Source organism: Variovorax glucosi (assembly GCF_051216695.1).
Taxonomy (GTDB): domain Bacteria; phylum Pseudomonadota; class Gammaproteobacteria; order Burkholderiales; family Burkholderiaceae_C; genus Variovorax.
Map to the genome: position 1 here is coordinate 153,928 of NZ_JBPJZE010000004.1, position 22,430 is coordinate 176,357.

24 protein-coding genes are annotated in these 22,430 nt (G+C 65.0%); 15 read left to right on the plus strand and 9 right to left on the minus strand.

Translation table 11 applies throughout. The features are described from left to right. The first annotated feature begins 204 nt into the window (after positions 1 to 204). The 9 genes from ACSFA3_RS19145 (at position 205) to ACSFA3_RS19185 (ending at position 9,678) form a co-directional block, all read left to right on the plus strand. Complete coding sequence (locus tag ACSFA3_RS19145; RefSeq protein WP_435507085.1) at positions 205 to 327, plus strand: hypothetical protein; 123 nt, start codon at positions 205 to 207, stop codon at positions 325 to 327. Then, a complete protein-coding gene (kdpF, locus tag ACSFA3_RS19150; RefSeq protein ID WP_435507086.1) occupies positions 324 to 422 on the plus strand; it encodes a K(+)-transporting ATPase subunit F in 99 nt (32 codons plus the stop codon). Before ACSFA3_RS19145 ends, kdpF begins: the two co-directional genes overlap by 4 nt. Before the next feature lies 1 nt (position 423). After that, positions 424 to 2,139: a potassium-transporting ATPase subunit KdpA gene (kdpA, locus tag ACSFA3_RS19155; RefSeq protein ID WP_435507087.1), complete on the plus strand. Its 1,716-nt coding sequence runs from the start codon at positions 424 to 426 to the stop codon at positions 2,137 to 2,139. A 10-nt stretch (positions 2,140 to 2,149) separates the two neighbouring features. Next, positions 2,150 to 4,285: a potassium-transporting ATPase subunit KdpB gene (gene kdpB, locus ACSFA3_RS19160; protein WP_435507088.1), complete on the plus strand. Its 2,136-nt coding sequence runs from the start codon at positions 2,150 to 2,152 to the stop codon at positions 4,283 to 4,285. A 22-nt stretch (positions 4,286 to 4,307) separates the two neighbouring features. After that, entirely contained in the window at positions 4,308 to 4,880 is a 573-nt protein-coding gene (kdpC, locus tag ACSFA3_RS19165) for a potassium-transporting ATPase subunit KdpC (protein WP_435507089.1), read from the plus strand. 9 nt (positions 4,881 to 4,889) lie between these two features. Beyond that, entirely contained in the window at positions 4,890 to 7,706 is a 2,817-nt protein-coding gene (locus ACSFA3_RS19170; RefSeq protein ID WP_435507090.1) for a DUF4118 domain-containing protein, read from the plus strand. A 2-nt stretch (positions 7,707 to 7,708) separates the two neighbouring features. Then, positions 7,709 to 8,413, plus strand: a complete 705-nt coding sequence (gene kdpE / locus ACSFA3_RS19175) for a two-component system response regulator KdpE (RefSeq protein ID WP_435507091.1) — start codon at positions 7,709 to 7,711, stop codon at positions 8,411 to 8,413. Positions 8,414 to 8,559: 146 nt separating this feature from the next. Then, positions 8,560 to 8,781, plus strand: coding sequence for a DUF3606 domain-containing protein (locus ACSFA3_RS19180; RefSeq protein ID WP_435507092.1), 222 nt, complete (start codon positions 8,560 to 8,562; stop codon positions 8,779 to 8,781). A 69-nt stretch (positions 8,782 to 8,850) separates the two neighbouring features. After that, a complete protein-coding gene (locus ACSFA3_RS19185) occupies positions 8,851 to 9,678 on the plus strand; it encodes a pseudouridine synthase (RefSeq protein WP_435507093.1) in 828 nt (275 codons plus the stop codon). A 19-nt stretch (positions 9,679 to 9,697) separates the two neighbouring features. On the opposite strand, the gene aqpZ is transcribed toward ACSFA3_RS19185, so the two are convergent. After that, complete coding sequence (aqpZ, locus tag ACSFA3_RS19190; RefSeq protein ID WP_435507094.1) at positions 9,698 to 10,405, minus strand: aquaporin Z; 708 nt, start codon at positions 10,403 to 10,405, stop codon at positions 9,698 to 9,700. A gap of 239 nt (positions 10,406 to 10,644) precedes the next feature. Between aqpZ and htpG the strand changes: the two genes are divergently transcribed. From htpG to ACSFA3_RS19215, 5 genes are all read left to right on the plus strand, one after another. Continuing rightward, entirely contained in the window at positions 10,645 to 12,741 is a 2,097-nt protein-coding gene (gene htpG, locus ACSFA3_RS19195) for a molecular chaperone HtpG (protein ID WP_435507095.1), read from the plus strand. A gap of 5 nt (positions 12,742 to 12,746) precedes the next feature. Beyond that, positions 12,747 to 13,115 carry a hypothetical protein gene (locus ACSFA3_RS19200; RefSeq protein WP_435507096.1) on the plus strand — a complete coding sequence of 123 codons (369 nt, stop codon included), beginning with the start codon at positions 12,747 to 12,749 and terminating at the stop codon, positions 13,113 to 13,115. 106 nt (positions 13,116 to 13,221) lie between these two features. After that, a complete protein-coding gene (locus ACSFA3_RS19205; RefSeq protein ID WP_435507097.1) occupies positions 13,222 to 13,836 on the plus strand; it encodes a PAAR domain-containing protein in 615 nt (204 codons plus the stop codon). Continuing rightward, a complete protein-coding gene (locus ACSFA3_RS19210) occupies positions 13,833 to 14,531 on the plus strand; it encodes a hypothetical protein (RefSeq protein ID WP_435507098.1) in 699 nt (232 codons plus the stop codon). Before ACSFA3_RS19205 ends, ACSFA3_RS19210 begins: the two co-directional genes overlap by 4 nt. Further along, entirely contained in the window at positions 14,531 to 14,977 is a 447-nt protein-coding gene (locus ACSFA3_RS19215) for a hypothetical protein (protein WP_435507099.1), read from the plus strand. Before ACSFA3_RS19210 ends, ACSFA3_RS19215 begins: the two co-directional genes overlap by 1 nt. Positions 14,978 to 14,994: 17 nt before the next feature. Here ACSFA3_RS19215 and ACSFA3_RS19220 read toward each other — a convergent pair whose 3' ends face one another. From ACSFA3_RS19220 to ACSFA3_RS19235, 4 genes are all read right to left on the minus strand, one after another. Further along, positions 14,995 to 16,017, minus strand: a complete 1,023-nt coding sequence (locus ACSFA3_RS19220; RefSeq protein ID WP_435507100.1) for a serine/threonine protein kinase — start codon at positions 16,015 to 16,017, stop codon at positions 14,995 to 14,997. Between the two features lie 122 nt (positions 16,018 to 16,139). Beyond that, entirely contained in the window at positions 16,140 to 16,565 is a 426-nt protein-coding gene (locus ACSFA3_RS19225) for an organic hydroperoxide resistance protein (protein WP_435507101.1), read from the minus strand. A 77-nt stretch (positions 16,566 to 16,642) separates the two neighbouring features. After that, positions 16,643 to 17,095 (minus strand): MarR family winged helix-turn-helix transcriptional regulator, encoded by a 453-nt coding sequence (locus ACSFA3_RS19230; RefSeq protein WP_435507102.1) that lies wholly within the window; start codon positions 17,093 to 17,095, stop codon positions 16,643 to 16,645. Between the two features lie 90 nt (positions 17,096 to 17,185). Then, the gene (locus tag ACSFA3_RS19235) at positions 17,186 to 18,034 is read right to left on the minus strand and encodes a 3-hydroxybutyryl-CoA dehydrogenase (protein ID WP_435507103.1); all 849 of its coding nucleotides are present in this window, start codon (positions 18,032 to 18,034) and stop codon (positions 17,186 to 17,188) included. 96 nt (positions 18,035 to 18,130) lie between these two features. Between ACSFA3_RS19235 and purT the strand changes: the two genes are divergently transcribed. Next, positions 18,131 to 19,333 carry a formate-dependent phosphoribosylglycinamide formyltransferase gene (gene purT / locus ACSFA3_RS19240; RefSeq protein WP_435507104.1) on the plus strand — a complete coding sequence of 401 codons (1,203 nt, stop codon included), beginning with the start codon at positions 18,131 to 18,133 and terminating at the stop codon, positions 19,331 to 19,333. Positions 19,334 to 19,498: 165 nt separating this feature from the next. On the opposite strand, the gene ACSFA3_RS19245 is transcribed toward purT, so the two are convergent. From ACSFA3_RS19245 to ACSFA3_RS19260, 4 genes are all read right to left on the minus strand, one after another. Beyond that, positions 19,499 to 21,010 carry a tripartite tricarboxylate transporter permease gene (locus ACSFA3_RS19245; RefSeq protein WP_435507105.1) on the minus strand — a complete coding sequence of 504 codons (1,512 nt, stop codon included), beginning with the start codon at positions 21,008 to 21,010 and terminating at the stop codon, positions 19,499 to 19,501. Between the two features lie 13 nt (positions 21,011 to 21,023). Further along, on the minus strand, positions 21,024 to 21,512 hold the full coding sequence (locus ACSFA3_RS19250) for a tripartite tricarboxylate transporter TctB family protein (protein ID WP_435507106.1): 489 nt from the start codon (positions 21,510 to 21,512) through the stop codon (positions 21,024 to 21,026). 189 nt (positions 21,513 to 21,701) lie between these two features. Beyond that, a complete protein-coding gene (locus ACSFA3_RS19255) occupies positions 21,702 to 22,127 on the minus strand; it encodes an RNA recognition motif domain-containing protein (RefSeq protein ID WP_435507107.1) in 426 nt (141 codons plus the stop codon). A gap of 50 nt (positions 22,128 to 22,177) precedes the next feature. Beyond that, complete coding sequence (locus ACSFA3_RS19260) at positions 22,178 to 22,417, minus strand: hypothetical protein (RefSeq protein WP_435507108.1); 240 nt, start codon at positions 22,415 to 22,417, stop codon at positions 22,178 to 22,180. Between the last annotated feature and the right edge of the window lie 13 nt (positions 22,418 to 22,430).

Here is a 22,430-nt window from a genome sequence, read left to right on the forward strand (position 1 = left end):
CGATAAGGAGAGGCCTGGATGGCGTCGATCAGATCTCGCCCCGTCCGGTCGCCTTGAAGCCAACGGAAGTCTTCGGCGGCAATAGCAGAGGGCGCCAGCTGACCCGGTTTTTACGCTTTCTTTACGCCCCACCCCTACCTCCATTCCCCATCTTTACGCCTCTTTCCCGAGACTTGCATCCGTGTCTCGACAGAGGAGTGACGTATGGACATCGTATGGATCGCGGCAATCGCCGTGATGTGGGTAGCAGTCGCTGAAATGGTCGTCGGGCTGGGCAAGCTCGACAAGCCGAAGCACTCGGGACAGCATTCAGGAGAGCGGTCGTGATCGGCCTCGAAGCGCTCTACGGGTTCGGCGCGCTGATCGCGGTGATCCTGTTCGCGTATCTCGTCTTCGCGCTGATCTGCGCAGAAGAGTTCTGACATGAACACCTCCGCCTGGACCCTCCTCGTCGCCTTCCTGGCCGTCCTGCTGCTGCTCGCCTGGCCACTCGGCCGCGCCATTGCGGCACTGTGCGATGCCCGCATGCCGCGCTGGATGCAGCGCGTCGAGGCGCCGCTCTACAAGCTCGCCGGCGTCGCGCCCGACCAGCCGATGCACTGGCACACCTATGCCTTCGCGCTGCTGGCTTTCAACGCCATCGGCGCGCTGGCCGTCTACGGATTGCAGCGTCTTCAGCATCTGCTGCCGCTGAACCCCGCCGGAATGGCGGCGGTGTCGGCGGACTCGTCGTTCAACACCGCGATCAGCTTCGTCGCAAACACCAACTGGCAGGGCTATGCCGGCGAGTCGACGATGAGCCATCTCACGCAGATGCTCGGGCTCACGGTGCAGAACTTCTTTTCCGCCGCGACCGGCATCGCGGTGGCATTCGCGCTGGCACGCGGCTTTGCTGCGCGCAGCACGGACGGGCGCGGTTTCATCGGTAACTTCTGGGCCGACATCACCCGCATCACCGTCTGGCTGCTGCTGCCGTTGTCGCTGGTGCTGGCGATGTTCTTCGTCGGCCAGGGCGTAATCCAGAACCTCGACGCATCGCAGGCCGTGCGCACGCTTGAAGGCGCGACGCAAACCATCTCGATGGGCCCGGTCGCGTCGCAGGAAGCTATCAAGATGCTCGGCACCAACGGCGGCGGCTTCTTCAATGCCAACTCGGCGCATCCGTACGAGAACCCGACGCCGCTGACCAACTTCGTGCAGATGCTGGCGATGTTCCTGATTCCGGCGGCGCTGTGCTTTGCCTTCGGCCGTGTGGTCGGCGACAAGCGCCAGGGCTTCGCGGTGCTGGCTGCGATGACGGTGCTGTTCGTCGCCGCGGTCGTCGTGATCCTGCCTGCGGAACAGGCGGGCAATCCGCTGCTCTCGCCGCTGGGTGTTGACCAGACGGCGTCGGTCCTGCAGGCGGGCGGCAACATGGAAGGCAAGGAAACGCGCTTCGGCATCACTTCGTCGGCGCTGTTCGCGGCCATCACGACAGCCGCTTCGTGCGGTGCGGTCAACGCGATGCACGACTCGTTCACGCCGCTCGGCGGCATGGTGCCGATCGTGCTGATGCAGCTGGGCGAGGTCGTCTTCGGCGGCGTCGGCAGCGGTTTGTACGGCATGCTGATCTTCGCGATCCTGGCGGTGTTCATCGCCGGGCTGATGATCGGCCGCACGCCGGAATACCTCGGCAAGAAGATCGAGGTTCACGAGATGAAGCTGACCTCCATCGCGATCCTCGTCACGCCCATGCTGGTGCTGGCCGGCACCGCGCTGGCGGTGAGCCTGGATGCGGGCAAGGCGGGCATCGCCAATCCCGGCGCGCACGGCTTCTCCGAAATCCTCTACGCGCTGGCTTCGGCGGCCAACAACAACGGCAGCGCCTTTGCCGGACTGTCCGCCAACACGCCGTTCTACAACGGGCTGCTCGCGGTCGCGATGTGGTTCGGACGCTTCGGAATGATCGTGCCGGTGCTGGCCATCGCAGGCGCGCTCGCGGCCAAGAAACGCCTGCCGGTCACGGCCGGAACGATGCCGACGCACGGCCCGCTGTTCGTCGCGCTGCTGATCGGCACCGTGTTGCTGGTCGGCCTGCTGAACTATGTCCCGGCGCTGGCGTTAGGCCCGGTCGTCGAGCACCTGATTCTCTGGAAGTGAGGGTCGCAACATGACCTCGAAAACCGCAAGTTCCGCAAGTTCCCTTTCCCTGTTCGACATGGCGCCGGTCAAGCCCGCGCTCTGGGGCGCCGTCGCCAAGCTGAGCCCTCGCGTGCAGTGGCGCAACCCGGTGATGTTCATCGTCTACATCGGCAGCATCCTGACGACGCTGCTGTGGGTCCATTCGCTGACCTATCCGGGCGACAGCGGCATGCAGCCGGCTTTCGTGCTGGCGATCACGGTCTGGCTCTGGTTCACCGTGCTGTTCGCCAATTTCGCCGAGGCGCTGGCCGAAGGGCGCAGCAAGGCGCAGGCGGCGTCGCTGCGCGGACTGCGCAAGGACACCTGGGCCAAGAAGCTGAAAGGCACTTTTCAGGCCGGCGCAGCAAGCCGAGGCGAGCAGGGCGCGAGCTGGCTGCCGGAACAGGCCGAGAACCTGCGTCGCGGCGACGTGGTGCGAATCGATGCCGGCGAAGTCGTGCCGCTCGACGGCGAAGTCATCGAAGGCGTGGCGGCGGTCGACGAGAGCGCCATCACCGGCGAATCCGCGCCCGTGGTGCGCGAGTCCGGCGGCGACTTCTCTGCCGTCACCGGCGGCACCCGCGTGCTGTCCGACTGGCTGATCGTGCGCATCACCGTGAATCCGGGCGAGTCGTTTCTCGACCGGATGATCGGCATGGTCGAGGCGGCCAAGCGCCAGAAGACGCCCAATGAAGTCGCGCTGACCATCCTGCTGGTGGCGCTGACGATCGTGTTCCTGATGGTCACCGTCACGCTGCTGCCGTTCTCGGTTTTCAGCGTCGGCGCGATGGGTGCGGGCTCGGTGGTGTCGCTGACGGCGCTGGTCGCGCTGCTGGTCTGCCTGATCCCGACGACCATCGGCGGACTGCTGTCGGCGGTCGGCGTGGCCGGCATGAGCCGGATGATGCAGGCCAACGTGATCGCCACGTCGGGCCGTGCAGTGGAGGCGGCCGGCGACGTCGACGTGCTGCTGCTCGACAAGACCGGCACCATCACGCACGGCAACCGCCAGGCCAGCGCCTTTTTGCCGGCGCCGGGCGTGACGCCGGAGCGCCTCGCGCGCGCCGCGCTGCTGTCGTCGCTGCCGGACGAAACGCCCGAAGGCCGCAGCATCGTCGAGCTGGCGCGTCGCGGCGGCACCGACGACAGCGCCGTCGACGGTGCGCGTTTCGTCGCGTTCACGGCGCAGACGCGCATGAGCGGCGTCGATCTGCCGGCTGCGCCCAACAGCCTCGACGCCGACGACGTGCTGCTGCGCAAGGGCGCGGTCGGCGCGGTGCGCAAATACGTTGAATCGCTCGGCGGCAGCATGTCGGCCGAAGTGCTGCGCGCGGCCGACGATGCGTCGCGCCGGGGCAGCACGCCGCTGGCGGTGGCTGAAGGAAATCGGGTGCTCGGCATTGTCGAGCTCAAGGACATCGTCAAGACCGGCATCAAGTCGCGCTTCGCCGAACTGCGCGCGATGGGCATCAAGACGGTGATGATCACCGGCGACAACAAGCTCACCGCCGCCGCCATCGCTGCCGAAGCCGGCGTCGACGATTTTCTCGCCGAAGCCACGCCCGAAGACAAGCTCGCGCTGATCCGCAAGTACCAGGCCGAAGGCCGGCTGGTCGCCATGACCGGCGACGGCACCAACGACGCGCCCGCGCTGGCGCAGGCCGACGTGGCGGTGGCGATGGGCAGCGGCACGCAGGCCGCGAAAGAGGCCGGCAACATGGTCGATCTCGACTCCAATCCGACCAAGCTGCTCGAGGTGGTGGAGACCGGCAAGGCGCTGCTCATGACACGCGGCTCGCTCACCACCTTCTCGATCGCGAACGACGTGGCGAAATATTTCGCGATCATCCCGGCGATCTTCGTGAGCACCTATCCGCAGCTCGGCGCGCTTAACGTGATGGGGCTCGCCAGTCCGTCGTCGGCGATCCTGAGCGCGGTGATCTTCAACGCGCTGGTGATCGTGTTCCTGATTCCGCTCGCGCTGAAGGGCGTGCGCTATCGGCCGGTAGGCGCAGCCGCGCTGCTGCGCCGCAATCTGGCGATCTACGGGCTCGGCGGGCTGGTGGTGCCGTTCATCGGTATCAAGCTGATCGACTGGCTGCTGGTGGCAATTCACCTCGTTTGAGGACGTCAAGGAAATCGACATCATGAAAACCATACTTCGTCCCGCACTCGTGCTCTTCGTGCTGCTCAGCGCGCTCACCGGGCTGCTTTATCCGCTGGCTGTGACCGGCGCCGCCAAGGCCGTGTTCCCGACGCAGGCCGCCGGCAGCCTGGTCGAGCGCGACGGCAAGCCCGTCGGCTCTTCGCTGATCGGCCAGAACTTCAGCGACCCGAAGCACTTCTGGGGCCGTCCGTCGGCCACGGCGCCGACGGCGTACAACGCAGCAGCTTCCGGCGGCTCCAACCTCGGCCCGCTGAACCCGGCGCTGGTCGATGCGGTCAAGGGCCGCGTCGAGGCGTTGCGCGCCGCAGATCCGGACAACAAGGCGCCGGTGCCGGTCGATCTGGTCACGACGTCGGCCAGCGGACTCGACCCCGACATCAGCCCCGCCGCTGCGCGCTACCAGGCCGGACGCATCGCGCGTCTGCGCCAGCTGCCGCAAGCCACGGTCGATGCGCTGATCGAACGCCAGACGCAGGCGCCGCTGGCCGGTTTCGTCGGCGAGGCGCGCGTCAACGTGCTGGCGCTGAACCTGGCGCTGGACGCCATGAAGTAAAACCGCCGCATGGACGCCACCCGACAGGATCGCCCCGACCCGGACGCGCTGATCGCGCAGATGCGCAGCGAGGAAGCGCGGGCGTTGCGCGGGCGGCTGCGCATCTATTTCGGTGCCAGCGCGGGCGTCGGCAAGACCTGGGCGATGCTGAGCGCGGCGCAGCGCGAAACGGCTGCCGGGCGCGACGTGCTGATTGGCGTCGTCGAGACGCACGGCCGCAGCGAAACCGCCGCGCTACTGGCGGGCCTGGCGCAACTGCCGCTGCGCGACGTGCCCTACCGCGGCCATACGCTGGCCGAGTTCGATCTCGACGCCGCGCTGGTGCGCAAGCCCGCCGTGCTGCTCGTCGACGAACTCGCGCACACCAACGCGCCGGATTCCCGCCATGCCAAGCGCTGGCAGGACGTGCAGGAGCTGCTGGCTGCGGGCATCGACGTCTGGTCGGCGCTCAACGTGCAGCATCTGGAAAGCCTCAACGGCACGATCGGTGCGATCACCGGCGTGCGGGTGCACGAGACCGTGCCCGACATCGTTCTCGACGAGGCCGACGAAGTGGTGATGGTCGACGTCACGGCCGACGAACTGATGTCTCGTCTTTCGGCCGGCAAGGTCTACATGCCGCAGCAGGCCGAGCGTGCGGCGAAGAATTTCTTCCGCAAGGGCAACCTGATCGCGCTGCGCGAGATTGCACTGCGTCGAACTGCGGAGCATGTAGAGGACGACGTGCGCGGCTGGCGCGTCGAACAGTCGAAGGCGGCGTCGGCGTCGGCGTCGGACGGATCGGGGCAGGGCGCACTCGACGCGTGGAACACGTCTGGCGCGATCCTCGCTTGCGTCGGCCCGCACGAAGGCGCGGCGCAGACGGTGCGATCGGCGGCGCGCCTGGCCGGTCAGCTCAACGTGCGCTGGCATGCCGCGTACGTCGAAACGCCGCGGCTGCAGCGACTGCCCGCCGCCGACCGCGACCGCATCCTCGCAGTCCTCAAGCTGGCCGAGGAGCTCGGCGCCGAAACGGCCGTACTGACCGGCGACGACGTGGCGCAGGCGCTGGCGGCGCAGGCACAGCGGCTCAACTGCGCGACGTTGCTGGTCGGTCGCGAAGCTCCGACGCCTGGGTGGCGCGGCGGTTTCGGCGTGTTGCGGGGCACATCCTTGCCGCAGCAACTGGCGCGACACGCTCCGTCGCTCGACATCGTCGAGACCGCGCAAGCGCACAGCACGCGCCGGCTGGCGCGCACGTTGTTCAATGCGGTACAGGACGAGCCGGACGATGGCGTTCGCGACGACAGTCATGAAGGTCGGTCGCACAGCCGCTGGTACGGCTATGTCTGGGCCACCGTCATCGGCATGGCGCTGACGCTTGTCGCGACGCCGCTGTCGGGCCTGCTGGAGCAGGTCAATATCGTGATGCTGTTCCTGCTCGGCGTGGTCGGTGTCGCGATGCGTTTCGGACGCGGGCCTGCCGCACTGGCCGCGCTGCTCAACGTCGCTGCATTCGACTTCTTCTTCGTCACGCCGCGCATGTCGTTCGCCATCAGCGACGCGCAATACCTGGTGACGTTCGCCGTGATGCTGGGCGTCGGCTTGCTGGTCGGGCAGCTGACCGCCGGCTTGCGCTTCGCGGTCGGCGTGTCGGGCAGCCGCGAGCGACGCGCGCAGTCGCTGTTCGAACTCACACGCGACCTGTCGGCTGCGCTCGAAAGCACGCAGGTGATCGCGCTCGGCGCGGCTGCGGTGCAGCGCCACTTCGGCGGGCGTGCGCTGGTGGTCGTCACGGATGCACGCGACCAGCTCGCGCAACCGGCCGCGCCGCCACCGGGTTTCGATCCGAGCGTGGCCGACTGGGCCTTTCGCCAGGGGCAGCCGGCCGGGCTGGCCACCGCCACGCTGGCCGCTCAGCCCTGGCACTACATGCCGCTGAAGGCGCCGATGCGGGTACGCGGCGTGCTGGCGCTGGCGCCTGCGCAGCCGCGCTGGCTGCTGATTCCCGAACAGGCGCAGCAGCTCGAAACGCTGGCGCGCCAGATCGCGATCGCACTGGAGCGCGTTCATTACGTTGAGGTCGCGCAGCAGGCGGTGGTAGAGATGGAGTCGGAGCGGCTGCGCAACACGCTGCTGGGTGCGATTTCGCACGATGTGCGCACGCCGCTCACCGCGCTGATCGGGCTGGCCGAATCGTTGCAGCAGACGACGACCGATGCCGCGCGGCAGTCCGAGACGGCTCAGGCCATCGTCTCGCAGGCACGCGCCCTGAACGCGCTGGTCAACAACCTGCTCGACATGGCGCGGCTCGAAAGCGGCATCGCCGGCGGCGCGGTCAACCTGCGGCGTGACTGGCAATCGGTGGAGGAAGTGGTCGGCACCGCCATCCGCTCGGCCGCATCCGCGCTCGGCGACCTTGCGGTGCGGACCGCGCTGGCCGCCGATCTGCCGCTGGTCGAGTTCGATGCGGTGCTGATCGAGCGGGTGCTGGTCAATCTGCTGGAGAACGCGGCCAAGTACGGTGCGCCGCCGATCGTGGTCGGCGCACGCGTCACGCCGGCCGCGCTGGTTCTGTCGGTGCGGGACCACGGTCCGGGGCTGCCGCCATCGTCGCGAGGTCGCGAGCAGCAGCTGTTCGACAAGTTCACGCGCGGCCAGGCCGAATCGGCGACGCCCGGCGTGGGGCTCGGGCTGGCGATCTGCAAGGCGATCGTGGGTGCGCATGGCGGCGAGATTTCGGCGACGAACGTGGCGCCCGATGCGCAGGGCGGCGGGGCAGAATTCACGGTGACCCTGCCGCGCCGGACACCGCCTGATGCGCCCGAGGCTGGAGAAACACACTGAACATGCCTGCTCCAACCGCCATCGTTATCGAAGACGAACCCCAGATCCGCCGTTTCGTGCGCGGAGCGCTGGAGGCCGAAGGCTGGCAGGTGCACGAGGCCGGCACGCTGCGCGACGGGCTCGCCGCAGCCGGTACCCGCCAGCCCGATCTGCTGGTGCTCGACCTCGGACTGCCCGACGGCGACGGGCTGGACCTGATCCGCGACGTGCGCGGCTGGTCGGCGGTGCCGATCATCGTGCTGTCGGCGCGCATCGATGAAACCGACAAGGTCGCAGCGCTCGATGCCGGTGCCGACGACTATCTCACCAAGCCTTTCGGCACTGGGGAGTTGCTCGCTCGCGTACGCGCCAACCTGCGTCGTCCGAGGGCTGCGGCGGGCGGATCGGCAGGCGCGGAGGTCGGCGAGCCGGTGTTCCGCTTCGGTGATGTCGAAGTCGACCGCACGGCGCGCGTCGTCCGCCGGGCCGGTGCCGAAGTGCATCTCACGCCGACGGAATACCGTCTGCTCGGCATGCTCGTGGCGAATGCGGGCCGGGTGCTGACGCAACGCCAGCTGCTGCGCGAAGTGTGGGGGCCGTCGCATGGGGAGCAGAGCCACTACCTGCGTATATATATGGGACATCTGCGGCAGAAGCTGGAAGCCGACTCGGCCCAGCCGCGGCATCTGCTGACCGAAACGGGCGTGGGCTACCGGCTGGTGATCTGAACGGATCGGATGCAGGACGTGTCCTGCATCCGGAGTCTCGCGACACCGTCAATGTCCGGCTACATCGTGTTGCAAGCTCTGCTTGTCCGGCGCGTTGCAGGAACATTGCCGGAACAGAGAGCGCATCACGCGCCGGAGACACGCAAATGGCAGACCAATCGAATGAACGCCGGCCGCGCGACAGCGGCTGGATCAATCTGGACGAGCCCGCCGAGGTCCGTTACTGGGCATCTGCACTGTCGGTGACCGAAGAACGGCTTCGCTCCGCGGTGCGCGCGGCTGGCGACGCATCGTCGGCCGTCCGCCAGTATCTTGGTGGACAGCAAAGCGATGCCCGCAACGACCCGGCGCAGCGACAGCAGGGCTGAACCAGCCTGAACCAACCTGAACCGGCCTCCGTTACCGGTTCGGCGTTCCCGGGGACAATCGTCCCCACGATGACCGAGCCCACATCTTCTTCACCTTCCGTCCCCGGCGCCGTGCGCCTCAACAAGCGCATGGCCGAACTCGGCTTCTGCTCCCGTCGCGAGGCTGACGACTGGATCGACCGGGGATGGGTCAAGGTCAACGGCAAGATCGCACCGATGGGTGTCAAGGTGACGCCGGCCGATCGTGTCGAGATCGACAAGGCGGCTCAAGGTCGGCAGGCGACGCAGGTCACGATCCTGCTGCACAAGCCGATGGGCTATGTCAGCGGCCAGGCCGAGGACGGTCACGAACCGGCCGTGATGCTCATCAACCCGCGCACGCACTGGCGCGAAGACACCAGCACCAACCGGTTTTCGCCGCCGCAGACGCGCGGTCTGGCGCCGGCCGGGCGGCTCGACATCGATTCGGTCGGCTTGCTGGTCTTCACGCAGGACGGCCGCGTCGCGCGCCAGCTGATCGGCGAGGATTCGGGGATGGAGAAGGAATACCTGGTGCGCGTGACCTGGTCGCCGGTGATCGGTGCCAGCGGAGGGCCTGGGGCGCGGGACGACGTGGTGACTGACGTGCAGCGTGTTTTTCCGCCCGCCATGCTGGCAAAACTCCGCCACGGGCTGAGCCTGGACGGCCAGCCGCTCAAGCCAGCCAGGGTCGATTGGCAGAATCCGGAGCAGCTGCGCTTCGTGCTGACCGAAGGCAAGAAGCGCCAGATCCGCCGGATGTGCGAGCAGGTCGGCCTGAAGGTGGTCGGCCTGAAGCGCATCCGGATCGGACGCGTGGTGCTGGGAAACCTGCCGGTCGGGAACTGGCGCTATCTGGGCGTGAACGAGAAGTTCTGATCTTTCGGCACCGGATGGGTCAACTGGCTTTCTCGTCTGCCAGCAGCATCCTGTAGATCAGCGCGCCGATGATTGCGCCCGCGATCGGCGCTGTCCAGAAGAGCCATAGCTCCGACGCCGCATAAGCAGGTCCGAAAACTGCCGGCCCGGTGCTGCGTGCCGGATTGACCGAAGTATTGGTCACCGGAATCGACACCAGATGGATCAGCGTCAGGCACATGCCGATTGCCAATCCACCAAAGCCGGCGGCTGCGCGTCTGGCCGTGGCGCCGAGGATCACGATCAGGAAGATCGCCGTCAGCACGGCTTCGGCGAGCAACGCCGCCGCCATGCCGTAGCCGCCCGGGGAATGCGCGCCGTAGCCGTTGGTGGCGAAGCCGCCGAGGTCGGCCCCCGGACGTCCGGTCGCTATGGCGTAGAGCACGCCTGCACCGGCCACCGCGCCGAGCACCTGCGAGATCACGTAGCCGGGAATCTCGACGGCGTCGAAACGCCCACCCACGGCCAGCCCGATCGAGACTGCCGGGTTGAAGTGCCCGCCCGAGATCGGCCCCAGCGCATAGGCTGCGGTCAGCACCGTGAGGCCGAAGGCCAGCGACACGCCTGCGAAGCCGATGCCCAGTTGCGGGAACGCCGCTGCGAGCACGGCACTGCCGCAGCCGCCGAAGGTAAGCCAGAACGTGCCGATGAATTCGGCCGACCATTTCTGAAGATTGCTGGTTTCCATTTTTTATTCCCTGTTCGATGTGTGACAAAACGCTTCGGAAAACCGAAGCGCAACGAGTCTCGAACGGGGATGACGGCTGTAGGAGAAAGCCGACACGTCAAACGGAACCACGTCACGGTGGCCCGGCATTTCGTGCATCGCTCGCGCAGCGTTGAAAATGGCGGGCTCGACGCCATCTGTGCGTCGTTGCCGAATCACTGGCGATTTCCTAGTTTTCAGAATTTTCCGAGCCTCGAACCATGACCACTTCCGCTACGACAAAACTTCCGTTTCAGGCCGAAGTTGCACAGCTGCTGCACCTCGTCACGCACGCGCTCTACTCCAACAAGGAGATCTTTCTCCGCGAGCTGATCTCCAACGCATCGGACGCCTGCGACAAGCTGCGTTTCGAAGCCATCAAGGACGCCGCGCTGTACGAGGAAGCACCGAACCTCGAAGTGCGCGTTTCGTTCGACAAGGCCGCCCGCACGCTGACGATTGCCGACAACGGCATCGGCCTGTCGAAGCAGGAAGCCATCGACAACCTCGGCACCATCGCCAAGAGCGGCACCAAGGACTTCATGAGCAAGCTGAGCGGCGACCAGAAGTCGGACGCGCAGCTGATCGGCCAGTTCGGCGTCGGCTTTTACTCGGGCTTCATCGTGGCCGACCGCATCACCGTCGAATCGCGGCGCGCAGGGCTGCCGGCCGACCAGGGCGTGCGCTGGGCCAGCGGCGGCGCCGGCGACTTCGAGGTCGACGACATCGATCGTGCGCAGCGCGGTACCAGCGTCACGCTGCACCTGCGTGAAGACGCCGAGGAATACCTCAACGCCTGGAAGCTCAAGTCGGTCATCGGCAAGTATTCCGACCACATCTCCCTGCCGATCCTGATGGAGAAGGAAGAGTGGAAAGAGGGCGAGAACGAACAGCCCGGCGACATGGTCAAGACCGGCGAATGGGAGTCCGTCAACAAGGCCAGCGCGCTCTGGACGCGTCCCAAGAAGGACATCACGGCCGATCAGTACGCCGACTTCTACAAGACCATCACGCACGACTACGAAGCACCGCTCACCTGGAGCCATAACCGCGTCGAGGGCAGCACCGAATACACGCAGCTGCTCTTCATTCCGTCGAAGGCGCCGATGGACCTGTGGAACCGCGAGAAGAGCGCCGGCGTCAAGCTGTACGTCAAGCGCGTCTTCATCATGGACGATGCCGAGGCGCTGATGCCCGGCTACCTGCGCTTCGTCAAGGGCGTGATCGACTCCGCCGACCTGCCGCTGAACGTCAGCCGCGAACTGCTGCAGGAAAGCCGCGACGTGAAGGCGATCCGCGAAGGCAGCACCAAGCGCGTGCTGTCGATGCTCGAAGACATGGCGAAGAAGCAGAAGAACGCAGCCGACAGCGCCGCGACCAAGATCGACATCGGCTCGGGCGAGTCGGTGCCGGCGCCGGAACCGACCGAAGCGCTGAAGGCCGAAGACGGCGTGACCGACGTGGTCGACAAGAAGAACGTCGTCGACGCGCAGCCTGCCGCCGAAGCCGCAGCCGAATTCGCGGGCGGTGAAGACGCCGGCAAGTACGCGGCCTTTTATGCCGAGTTCGGCACCGTGTTGAAGGAAGGCCTGGGCGAAGACCACGGCAACCGCGAGCGCATCGCCAAGCTGCTGCGCTTCGCATCGACCGCCAGCGACACGGTCAGCGTCGGTTTCGCCGACTACAAGGCGCGCATGAAGGAAGGCCAGGAGGCCATCTACTACATCACCGCCGACACGCTGGCCGCGGCCAAGAACAGCCCGCAGCTCGAACTCTTCAAGAAGAAGGGCATCGAGGTGCTGCTGATGACCGACCGCGTCGACGAATGGGCGCTGAACTACCTGCAGGACTTCGACGGCACGCCGCTGCAAAGCGTTGCCAAGGGCGCGGTCGATCTCGGCACGCTGCAGGACGAGTCGGAAAAGAAGGCAGCCGAAGAGGCGGCCGAAACCTTCAAGCCGGTGCTCGAAAAGCTCAAGGCCGCCCTCAAGGACAAGGCCGACGACGTGCGCGTGACCACGCGACTGGTCGATTCGCCTGCGTGCCTGGTGGTGAAGGACGACGGCATGAGCACGCAGCTCGCGCGCATGCTGAAGCAGGCCGGCCAGCCTGCACCGGACCTGAAGCCGGTGCTCGAAGTCAACGCCGAACATGCGCTGGTCCGCAAACTGGAATCGCTGGGCGAGGCCGGTGAAGGTTCGCAGGCGCATTTCGACGATCTGGCCAACATCCTGTTCGATCAGGCGCTGCTGGCCGAAGGCGGCATGCCGGCCGATCCGGCTGCGTATGTGCGGCGCGTGAACGCGTTGCTCGTCTGATCGCCATGCGCTCGCGGACCGGACATTGGATTGCGACAGCGGCTGTCGTCGCAGCGCTGTCGGGTTGCGCTGGCGGTGTCGGCATCGGTATGCCGCTGGTGCCGGGTGTTTCGCTCGGACTGGGATTCGGCTCCGGCGGGCCGAGCGTCGGGCTCGGTACCGGCGTCGGCCCCGTCGGTGTCGGCGTCGGCGTCAACACCGGCGGTCAGGTCTATGGCGGCGCGGGGCTCGGCGCATCGACCGGCATCGGTGGCGGGGTGCGTGCGGGAGCGGGTGTCGGAACCGGCACGTTGCTTTACGACCCCAACGCGCCGCCCACGCTGCGTCCCGGTTCGGCGCCACAGCAGCAGATCGAGCCGCAATACGCGAACTAAAGCGATCCCGGAGCAGCTTGACGTGAACTTTCGGCCAGCAGTCGATGCAAGGCCGGTGATTTCAAACCCATAGAATTTTCCGCACTATAAAAAAGCGGAGGACTTCATGGGCAAGCGTTTCTACATCCACGTCGGCGATACGACGACCAGCGCCGGCAAGGTGCTGACCGGGCTTTCGACCAGCACCTGGCATGGCATGCCGAACGCCTTCGACGGCGACGCGGTCGAATGCCCGAAGTGCGGCAGCGTCGGACAGATCCGTACGGTGGGATCGCGCATCTCGTCCGTCGGTTCGCATGGCCGGCAGCGTGCGCTGAGCGGCGACCTCTGTCTGTGCAAATGCAGTCCGCCGCCGAGGCTGGTGGCTTCGCAGGAGACTGCGTGGACGGAAGGCGAGGCGGGCGATGTGGTGATGGCCGCAAGTGCCGGGACTGCAGCGGCCACTGTGGGTGCTCTGGCTGGTGTGGCGTTCGTCGGCGGCTGGCGGGCTGGGCTTCAGTCCGCAGGCGACGCCGACCCAATTGATGACACGCCGCCCGCAGACCAACGATTCCTCGTCCGCGACGAGTCGACCGGGCAACCGGTGGCGAACCGCCTGTACCGGCTGAGTTACCTCGGCGGTCTGGTGCAGGGCCGTACCGATGCGCAGGACCATACCGAGTTCGTGTCCGGCAGCGTCGGCAGCGAAATCCGGATCGAAGTCTTCGGAGAAGACGCGTGATCGCGCCGCTGCTGGTGCCGGCCGCGATGGCGACTGCAGCGTTGACCTTGAAGCGCGATACCAGGGCTGCGACGGTTTATGTCAGGAAGCCGAAGGGGACGCTGTATTGGGGAGGCGCGGGGTTGGACGGACCGTATGTTCAGCCTCAGCTTGCTGCGTTCAAAGAGGCGGGGATTTCGCATGTGAGTGCGGGGTTGACGAATACGGCATCTCGGCTACTTGGTCGGACAGGGTCGTTGATCGATGCAGCGCGGGCTGGCACCCTGATTCGTTATCGCGATGATTCGGAGTGGGTTGTCACCCCCGGAATGACAGATGCTGCGCCACAGTTCAATCTCATTGGATATTCCTATGGCTCCTTGCTGGCCGCACAAACAGCACACTGGTACGCACGCCAAGCCCACGTCGTTGATCACGTTGTTTTGATTGCATCGCCGATCGATGCAGATTTTCTGGGCGATCTGCGAAAGCACGAATGCATCCGAAAGGTGATCGTCATCGATCTGACCGAACTAGGAGATCCGATTCACGCCGGAATTTCCCAGTTCGACCTGATGAAAGCAGCTCCCGAGCTTCAAGATCAGAAGGATCGAAATCAAGGCGATGGTCATTTCTACTATGCGCACCTTGTGCGGGGAAGCACCCTTAGGTGGGAGGCTCTCGCCAAACGCTTGTTTGCGGAGGGATTGCGCTGATGTTCGGTCGTCTGCTCATCATTGCGATCAATTTGCCCGTGGTCGCAGCCGCTATCTTCTCCTGCGTATATTCGATCTGGTTCTCCAAGTATCAGCAGCGCAATGTTGGGCCGAGCCTGACCTACATGGCTTATGCGTTGATCGCGCTGTTCACCGCACTGTTGGCAAACGTTGGTTTCTGGATCGCATTCAGGAAGCGCATCTCAGAACTGCGCTTCTTGCGCAACACCACAGGCGTGATCATTGTTTTCTTCCTCTTGTCCACGTGGATCGGCGATCGATTCAGATACGTCGGCGAACGCTACGCATTGACCCATTCGCTCTGGTCTGCCATCCGCATGAAAGATCCACCAATGTTCGTGCCTGCCAAAGCAGAGGACGCTGGAAAATCGTATGCACAAGAACCGGCGTCAGTCACCAGCCCCTGCCTCAAGGGCTGCAATTGAACCGATGCCGCATCAGTTCACGCATACAGCGGCTCCTCCTCCATCCGCTCGCATTGGTCCTGCAGCACCAGAATCTGCCCCTTCCAGTAATCGCTCGATCCGAACCACGGGAAATTGATCGGGAAGATCGGATCTTCCCAGCGCCGCGCCAGCCAGGCGCTGTAGTGGATCAGCCGCAGCGTTCGTAGCGGCTCGATCAGCGCCAGTTCACGCCGATCGAATTCGCGGAATTGCTCATAGCCGTCGAGCAGCCCGCTCAATTGCGCGGTGCGTTGCGCGCGCTCGCCGTTCAACAGCATCCACAAATCCTGCACGGCAAATCCAGTGCGTGCATCGTCCAGGTCGACGAAGTGCGGACCGCCGCCGGGCCGGTCGGTGGGAGTCCAGAGAATGTTGCCGGGATGCACATCGCCGTGCAGACGCAGCGTTCGCAACTCGGTATGAACACCGGCGACCAGCGGCGTTGCGGCGATGCGGTCGAGCGCATCGTTGCAGGCGATTTCCCAGTCGCGCTGCACGTCGAGCGGAATCTTGTCGTTGCCGAGCAGCCAGTCGCGTGAGGCGATGCCGAAGGTCTGCAGGTTCAGGACGGGCCGTTCGATGAAAGGCCGCTTGGCGCCAACAGCATGGATTCGGGCGAGAAAACGGCCGACCCATTCGAGCACTTCGAAATCGTCCAGCTCCGGCCCGCGCCCACCTCGGTAGGGGCTCACGCTGAAAGAGAAGCCGGCGTGGTGATGCAGCGTCGCGCCGTTCAGCATCAGCGGCGGAACGGCAGGAACTTCGCCCTCGGCCAGTTCCAGTGCAAAGGCGTGCTCTTCGAGGATTTCGGCTTCGCTCCAGCGGCCGGGACGATAGAACTTGACGACGACCGCGGGATACGGCTTCGGGTCGTCCATGAAGACCTGGTAGACACGGTTTTCGTACGAATTGAGGGCGGTCAGCCGGCCGTCGCCGTGGAGGCCCAGTGTGGCCAACGCATCGAGGACGACGTCCGGCGTGAGGCTTTCGTAGGGATGCGTGCTTGAAGTTGATGTCATCCGGCCATTGTCACCATCGACCCGAGTGCGCGCGGCACACCACGCAAAAAGGCGCTGCGGCTTGTGGCCGCAGCGCCTTCGTTTCGATGTCTCGTCGGTCAGGTCGACCGCGCGGAGATCAATCAGGCGATGGTGATTTCGACGTCGATGTTGCCGCGGGTGGCGTTCGAGTACGGGCACACTTCATGCGCCGTGTCGACCAGCTTCTTGGCTTGCTCGGCGTCGAGGCCAGGCAGGGTGATCGCCAGATGCACGCTGATGCCGTAACGGGCGCCGTCGTTCGTCGGGCCGAGGTCGACCTTCGAGTCGATCGAGACATCGTCCGGCACCTTGACGCCGACCTTCGGCGCAACGGCCTTCATCGCGCCGATGAAGCAGGCGGCGTAGCCGACCGCGAACAGCTGCTCCGGGTTGGTGCCCGGCTTGCCCGAACCTGGCGCGCTCAGCTGGACGTCGATGGCACCGTCGCTGGACTTGCCCGAGCCTTCGCGGCCACCGACGGTGTGTGCTTCAGCGGTGTAGAGAACTTTGTCGAGTTGCGTGGTCATGGTTGTTTCCTTGGTGGTTGGAGAAGGGGTTGAAGAAGATGCCGCGACTTGCGCGGCGGTGAAGAAAGGAATCTTTTTCAGGCAGCTGCCTTCAGGCGGTCGCGCAGCTGCTGGAGTTGCCGGGTCAGCGTCGACAGTTCGTTGATGGAGCATTGGCTGGCTGCCAGGATGCAGGAAGGAAGCACGGTCGCCTGCGACTTGAGCGCACGGCCGCTCGGGGTCAGCGTGACGCGAACGCGGCGTTCGTCCATCACATCGCGCAGCCGGGTCACGTGGCCGACGCTTTCGAGCCTCTTGAGCAACGGCGTCAATGTCCCGGAATCGAGCGACAACTGTGTGCCGAGTTCTGAAACCATCACGCCGTCGCGTTCCCACAAAGCCAGCATCACGAGGTACTGCGGATAGGTGAGATCCAGCTTTTCAAGCAGCGGCTTGTAGAGCCGCGTCATGGCCAGCGACGTCGAATACACCGCGAAGCACAGCTGGTTGTCCAGCTTGAGCATGTTGTCGGCGGTGATTTCGGTGTGCATGGGTTGAATTATATCGAGCGATTAAATTGCCCGCAATGCAATTCCGCATCGCCGTTAGGGTTGCAGGGCGTCAGGCACCCTGCGAACCGGTCAGTAGCTGTAAACACCGCGCTTGGTCTTGCGACCGAGCTGACCCGCCGCGACCATTTCCTTCAGCAACGGACACGGCCGGTATTTGGAGTCGCCGAACTGCTCCAGATACACCTCCATCACCGCCAGACACACGTCCAGCCCGATCATGTCGGCCAGCGCCAGCGGTCCGATCGGCTGGTTGCAGCCGAGCTTCATGCCGGCATCGATGTCTTCCGCGGTGGCGATGCCCTCCGAAAGCACGAAGAATGCCTCGTTGATCATCGGCACCAGGATGCGGTTGACCACGAAACCGGGCGCGTTCTTCACCGTGATCGGCGACTTGCCGAGCGACTCGGCCAGCGCCTTGACCGCATCGTGCGTCGCGTCGCTGGTGAGGTAGCCACGGATGATTTCCACCAGCGCCATCATCGGCACCGGGTTGAAGAAGTGCATGCCGATGAATCGGTCCGGGCGCGAGGTGGCGGCGGCGAGCTGCGTGATCGAGATCGACGAGGTGTTCGATGCGACGATCACTTCGGGCGCCAGGATCGCGTCGATCTGTTTCAGGATCTTGATCTTGAGCGCGTGGTTCTCGGTCGCGGCTTCGATCACCAGTTGCGCGGACTTCAGGTCGTCGTAGTTCGTCGAGCCCTTTATCAGCGCCAGCGCGGCCGTCTTCTGGCCCTCGGTCAGCTTCTCCTTCTTGATCAGCCGGTCGAGGCTGCCCGCGACGTTGGCCAAGCCCTTGTCGACCGCCGCCTGCGCGATGTCGACCATCACCACGTTGACGCCCGCGACCGCGCAGGCTTGCGCGATGCCGTTGCCCATCGTTCCGGCTCCGATGATGCCGACGGTCTGGATAGCCATGAGAAATGCTCCTTGCACTGCAGATTGAAAAGGGCGGACCCGGAGGCCCGCATGCGGCGGTCATTGTGGCGCAGCAAGCTTCATTAAACTGTCCGCATGACGACCATCGGAACCCCTCTTTCTCCTTCTGCCACCCGCGTGATGCTGCTCGGCTCCGGCGAGCTCGGCAAGGAAGTGCTCATCGCACTCCAGCGCCTCGGCGTCGAAACCATTGCCGTCGACCGCTACGACAACGCGCCCGGCCAGCAGGTCGCGCACCACGCGCGCACCATCGTCATGAGCGATCCCGCGCAGCTCGAAGCGCTGATCGAGGCCGAGAAACCGCACCTCGTCGCGCCTGAAATCGAAGCCATCGCCACGCCCATGCTCCAAGCGCTAGAAGACGCCGGCAAGGTTCGGGTGGTGCCGACCGCCCGCGCCACCCGCCTGACGATGGACCGCGAAGGCATCCGCCGCCTTGCCGCTGAGACGCTCGGCGTGCCGACCAGTCCGTACAGGTTCTGCGATTCGCTTGCCGAATTGCAGGCCGCCGTCGTGAACGACATCGGCTACCCCTGCATCGTCAAGCCGGTCATGAGCAGTTCCGGCAAGGGCCAGAGCAGGATCGACGGTCCGGACGACATCGCCAAGGCCTGGGACTTCGCCATGGCCGGCGGCCGCGTGAGCCACGGACGCGTCATCGTCGAAGGCTTCATCGACTTCGACTACGAGATCACGCTGCTGACCGTGCGCGCCGTGGACGCAGCCGGCGTCGTGAAGACGCACTTCTGCGAACCCATCGGCCACGTCCAGGTCAGCGGCGACTATGTCGAAAGCTGGCAGCCGCATCCGATGGCAGACGCTGCGCTGCAAAAGGCGCAGCAGATCGCCGAAGCCGTCACCGCCGATCTGGGCGGTCAGGGCCTGTTCGGCGTCGAGCTGTTCGTCAAGGGCGACGAGGTGTGGTTCAGCGAAGTCAGCCCCCGCCCGCACGACACCGGCATGGTGACCATGGCGACCCAGTGGCAGAACGAGTTCGAACTCCACGCCCGCGCCATCCTCGGCCTCCCCGTCGACACCACGCTCCACACCCCCGGCGCCAGCGCCGTCATCTACGGCGGCGTCGACGCCACCGGCATCGTCTTCGACGGTGTAGCCGAAGCCCTCACCATCCCTGGCATCGACATCCGCCTCTTCGGCAAACCCGAAAGCTTCGTCAAACGCCGCATGGGCGTCGCGCTGGCGCACGCCGACGACATCGAAACCGCCCGCACCAACGCCAAAGCCGCCGCCGCACGCGTAAAACCCCGCACCGCCTAACCAGCGCACATCACGGCATGGCGCGCAGCGCAAAAAGCAGAAAGCCGCCCGAAGGCGGCATTCTTGTTCGCAGAACACCGCGGAACGGGCTCTGCCCGGCCGCTGGTGTTGCCCCCGGCAGGGGGTAGGCGCTGCCACACGAAGTGGGCAAGCCTGGGGGCGAGCCTATTCCTCCACGAAAGCTTCTTCGCGCTTGGCTTTGATCGAAGGCAGCAGCACGATACCGAGCAGCAGGCATGCAGCCACCAGCAGCCCGGCCGACAACGGACGCGTCACGAAAACGCTCCACGTTCCGCGCGACAGCAACAATGCACGGCGCAGGTTCTCCTCCATCATCGGGCCGAGGATGAAGCCCAGCAGCAGCGGCGCCGGCTCGGTCTTCAGCTTCAGGAAGATGTAGCCGATGAAACCGAACAGGCCCACCATCCAGACGTCGAAGGTGTTGTTGTTCGTCGAATACACGCCGATGGCGCAGAACAGCACGATGGCCGGGAACAGGAACTTGTAAGGCACCGTCAGCAGCTTGATCCACATGCCGATCAGCGGCAGGTTCAGGATGATCAGCATCGCGTTGCCGATCCACATCGAGGCGATCAGGCCCCAGAACAATTCCGGATTCGAGGTCATGACCTGCGGGCCCGGCTGGATGTTGTGGATGGTCATCGCGCCGACCATCAGCGCCATCACCGCGTTCGGTGGAATGCCCAGCGTCAGCAGCGGAATGAACGATGTCTGCGCGCCGGCATTGTTCGCCGATTCCGGCGATGCCACGCCGCGGATGTTGCCCTTGCCGAACGGCACTTCGCCCGGCCGCATCTTGATCTTCTTCTCCAGCGCATAGGCCGCGAACGCCGCCAACAAAGCGCCGCCGCCAGGCAGGATGCCGAGCGCCGAACCCAGCGCCGTGCCGCGCAGTACGGCGGGCAGCATGCGCTTGAAGTCGTCCTTGGTCGGCCACAAGCCCTTGACGTTGGCTGTGAAGACTTCGCGCTCGTCGTCCGGCTGCGAGAGGTTGCCGATGATTTCGCCGTAACCGAACACGCCCATCGCGATCACGACAAAGCCGATGCCGTCGGTGAGTTCCGGGATGTCGAAGCTGAAGCGCGCCACGCCGGAATTCACGTCGGTGCCGACGATGCCCAGCAGCAAACCCAGCACGATCATCGCCACAGCCTTCAGCAGCGAGCCCGACGCCAGCACGACAGCGCCGATCAGGCCGAGCGTCATCAGCGAGAAGTACTCGGCAGGGCCGAACTTGAAGGCCAGTTCGGTCAGCGGCGGAGCGAAGGCCGCCAGGATCAGCGTGCCGACGCAGCCGGCGAAGAACGAGCCGAGCCCGGCCGCAGCGAGCGCTGGGCCCGCCCGGCCTTGCCGCGCCATCTGGTAGCCGTCGATACAGGTCACAACCGAGGACGATTCCCCCGGCAGATTGACCAGGATGGCCGTCGTCGAGCCGCCGTATTGGGCGCCGTAGTAGATGCCGGCCAGCATGATGAGGGCCGACACGGGCGGCAGCGCGTAAGTCGCAGGCAACAGCATTGCGATCGTCGCGACTGGGCCGATGCCCGGCAGCACGCCGATCAGCGTGCCCAGGATGCAGCCGACCAGGCAATAGAGCAGGTTGGTGAAGGTGAATGCGACACCGAACCCGATGGAGAGGTTATGAAACAGTTCCATGATGCGTGTGTCCTCAGCCCGAAATGAAGGTAGGCCAGACCTGGATCTGCAGCTTCAGCGCCCAGATGAAGGCGATATAGCTGCCGACCGCGAGGATCGTCGCAAGCACCAGGACGTCGCGCAGCTTGAAATGCTCGCCTGCGAGGCTGGAGATGATGGTCAGGGCGTAGATCGCGATGATCATTCCCATGGCAGGAAGGCCGATGCTGGGCAATCCGCCGAGCAGGACGCCGAATGCGAGGTTGGCGCCGATGACGAAGGCCAGCGGCTTCCAGGCCCACTTGCCGATCGGGCTGCCGTCGGAGGTTTCGACCACCAGCGACTGGAAGATGATGATCGCGCCCAGGATGGCCAGCAGCACACCCAGCATCAGCGGGAAGTAGCCCGGGCCCATTCGGGCGCCGTTTCCGACGTTGTACGTGGTGGCGCCGATCGCGAAAGCGGCGCCTATCGCAGTGAACATGACCCCCGAAAAGAAGTCTGTTTGACTTTTGATTCCCATTGTCTCGACCCTCTTGTTTGAAGGATCGAGGGTCGTTGGATACGACTGACCGTAGGCTGACGGGCTCGCTACGCACTAACGCGTAGGACGGTGTAGGGCGAATCCCGTATGCATGAAACTCGGGCACAAAAAAAGCTCCCGAAGGAGCTTTTCATTCCGACACGAGGTCAGGATAGTTCGAGCGAGGGCTTAGTAACCACCGCGGCCACCGCCGCCGCCACCACCGCCGTAACCACCACCACCGCCGCCACCGCTACGGCCGCCACCGCCGCCGTATCCGCCACCACCGCTGCCGCCACCACCGTAGCCGCCACCACCACCGCCGCCGCTACGGCCGCCACCGAAACCGCCGCCAGCAGGACGTGGTTCCATTGGGCGTGCTTCGTTGACCGTCAGAGCGCGGCCGTCGAGCGTGTGGCCGTTCAGGCCTTCGATGGCAGCCAGCGCTTCAGCGTCGGTGCCCATTTCGACGAAGCCGAAGCCCTTCGAGCGGCCGGTTTCGCGTTCCATCATGACCTTGGCGCTGGTCACGCCACCGAACTCGCCGAAGGCTTGTTCAAGATCGTTGTCACGGATGGAGTAGGACAGATTGCCTACGTAAAGTTTCTTGCCCATGGAGGGACTCCTAATTCAAACCAAAATAACAAAGCGATGGAGTCCCAGAATCACAACTGACTGAAGAGCGCTGTGGCGCGAAACTGACCTATCACCGGTTCACGTTCAGACGGAAATCCGCCTAAACGCTTTTGCATTGTCGTCCACTCCGGACGTTTTGGGTAAAAACCTTTTTGAAGATGCGGTAAAAAGATCGAAAGGAAACGTTTCTGCGTCTGCGCAGTGGGGCTGGCTATCCTTGGCGCTTCGTTCCCCGCACATTCCTCTCCCCACTTTCCTGTGTCGAACATCCGTTCGGCCCTC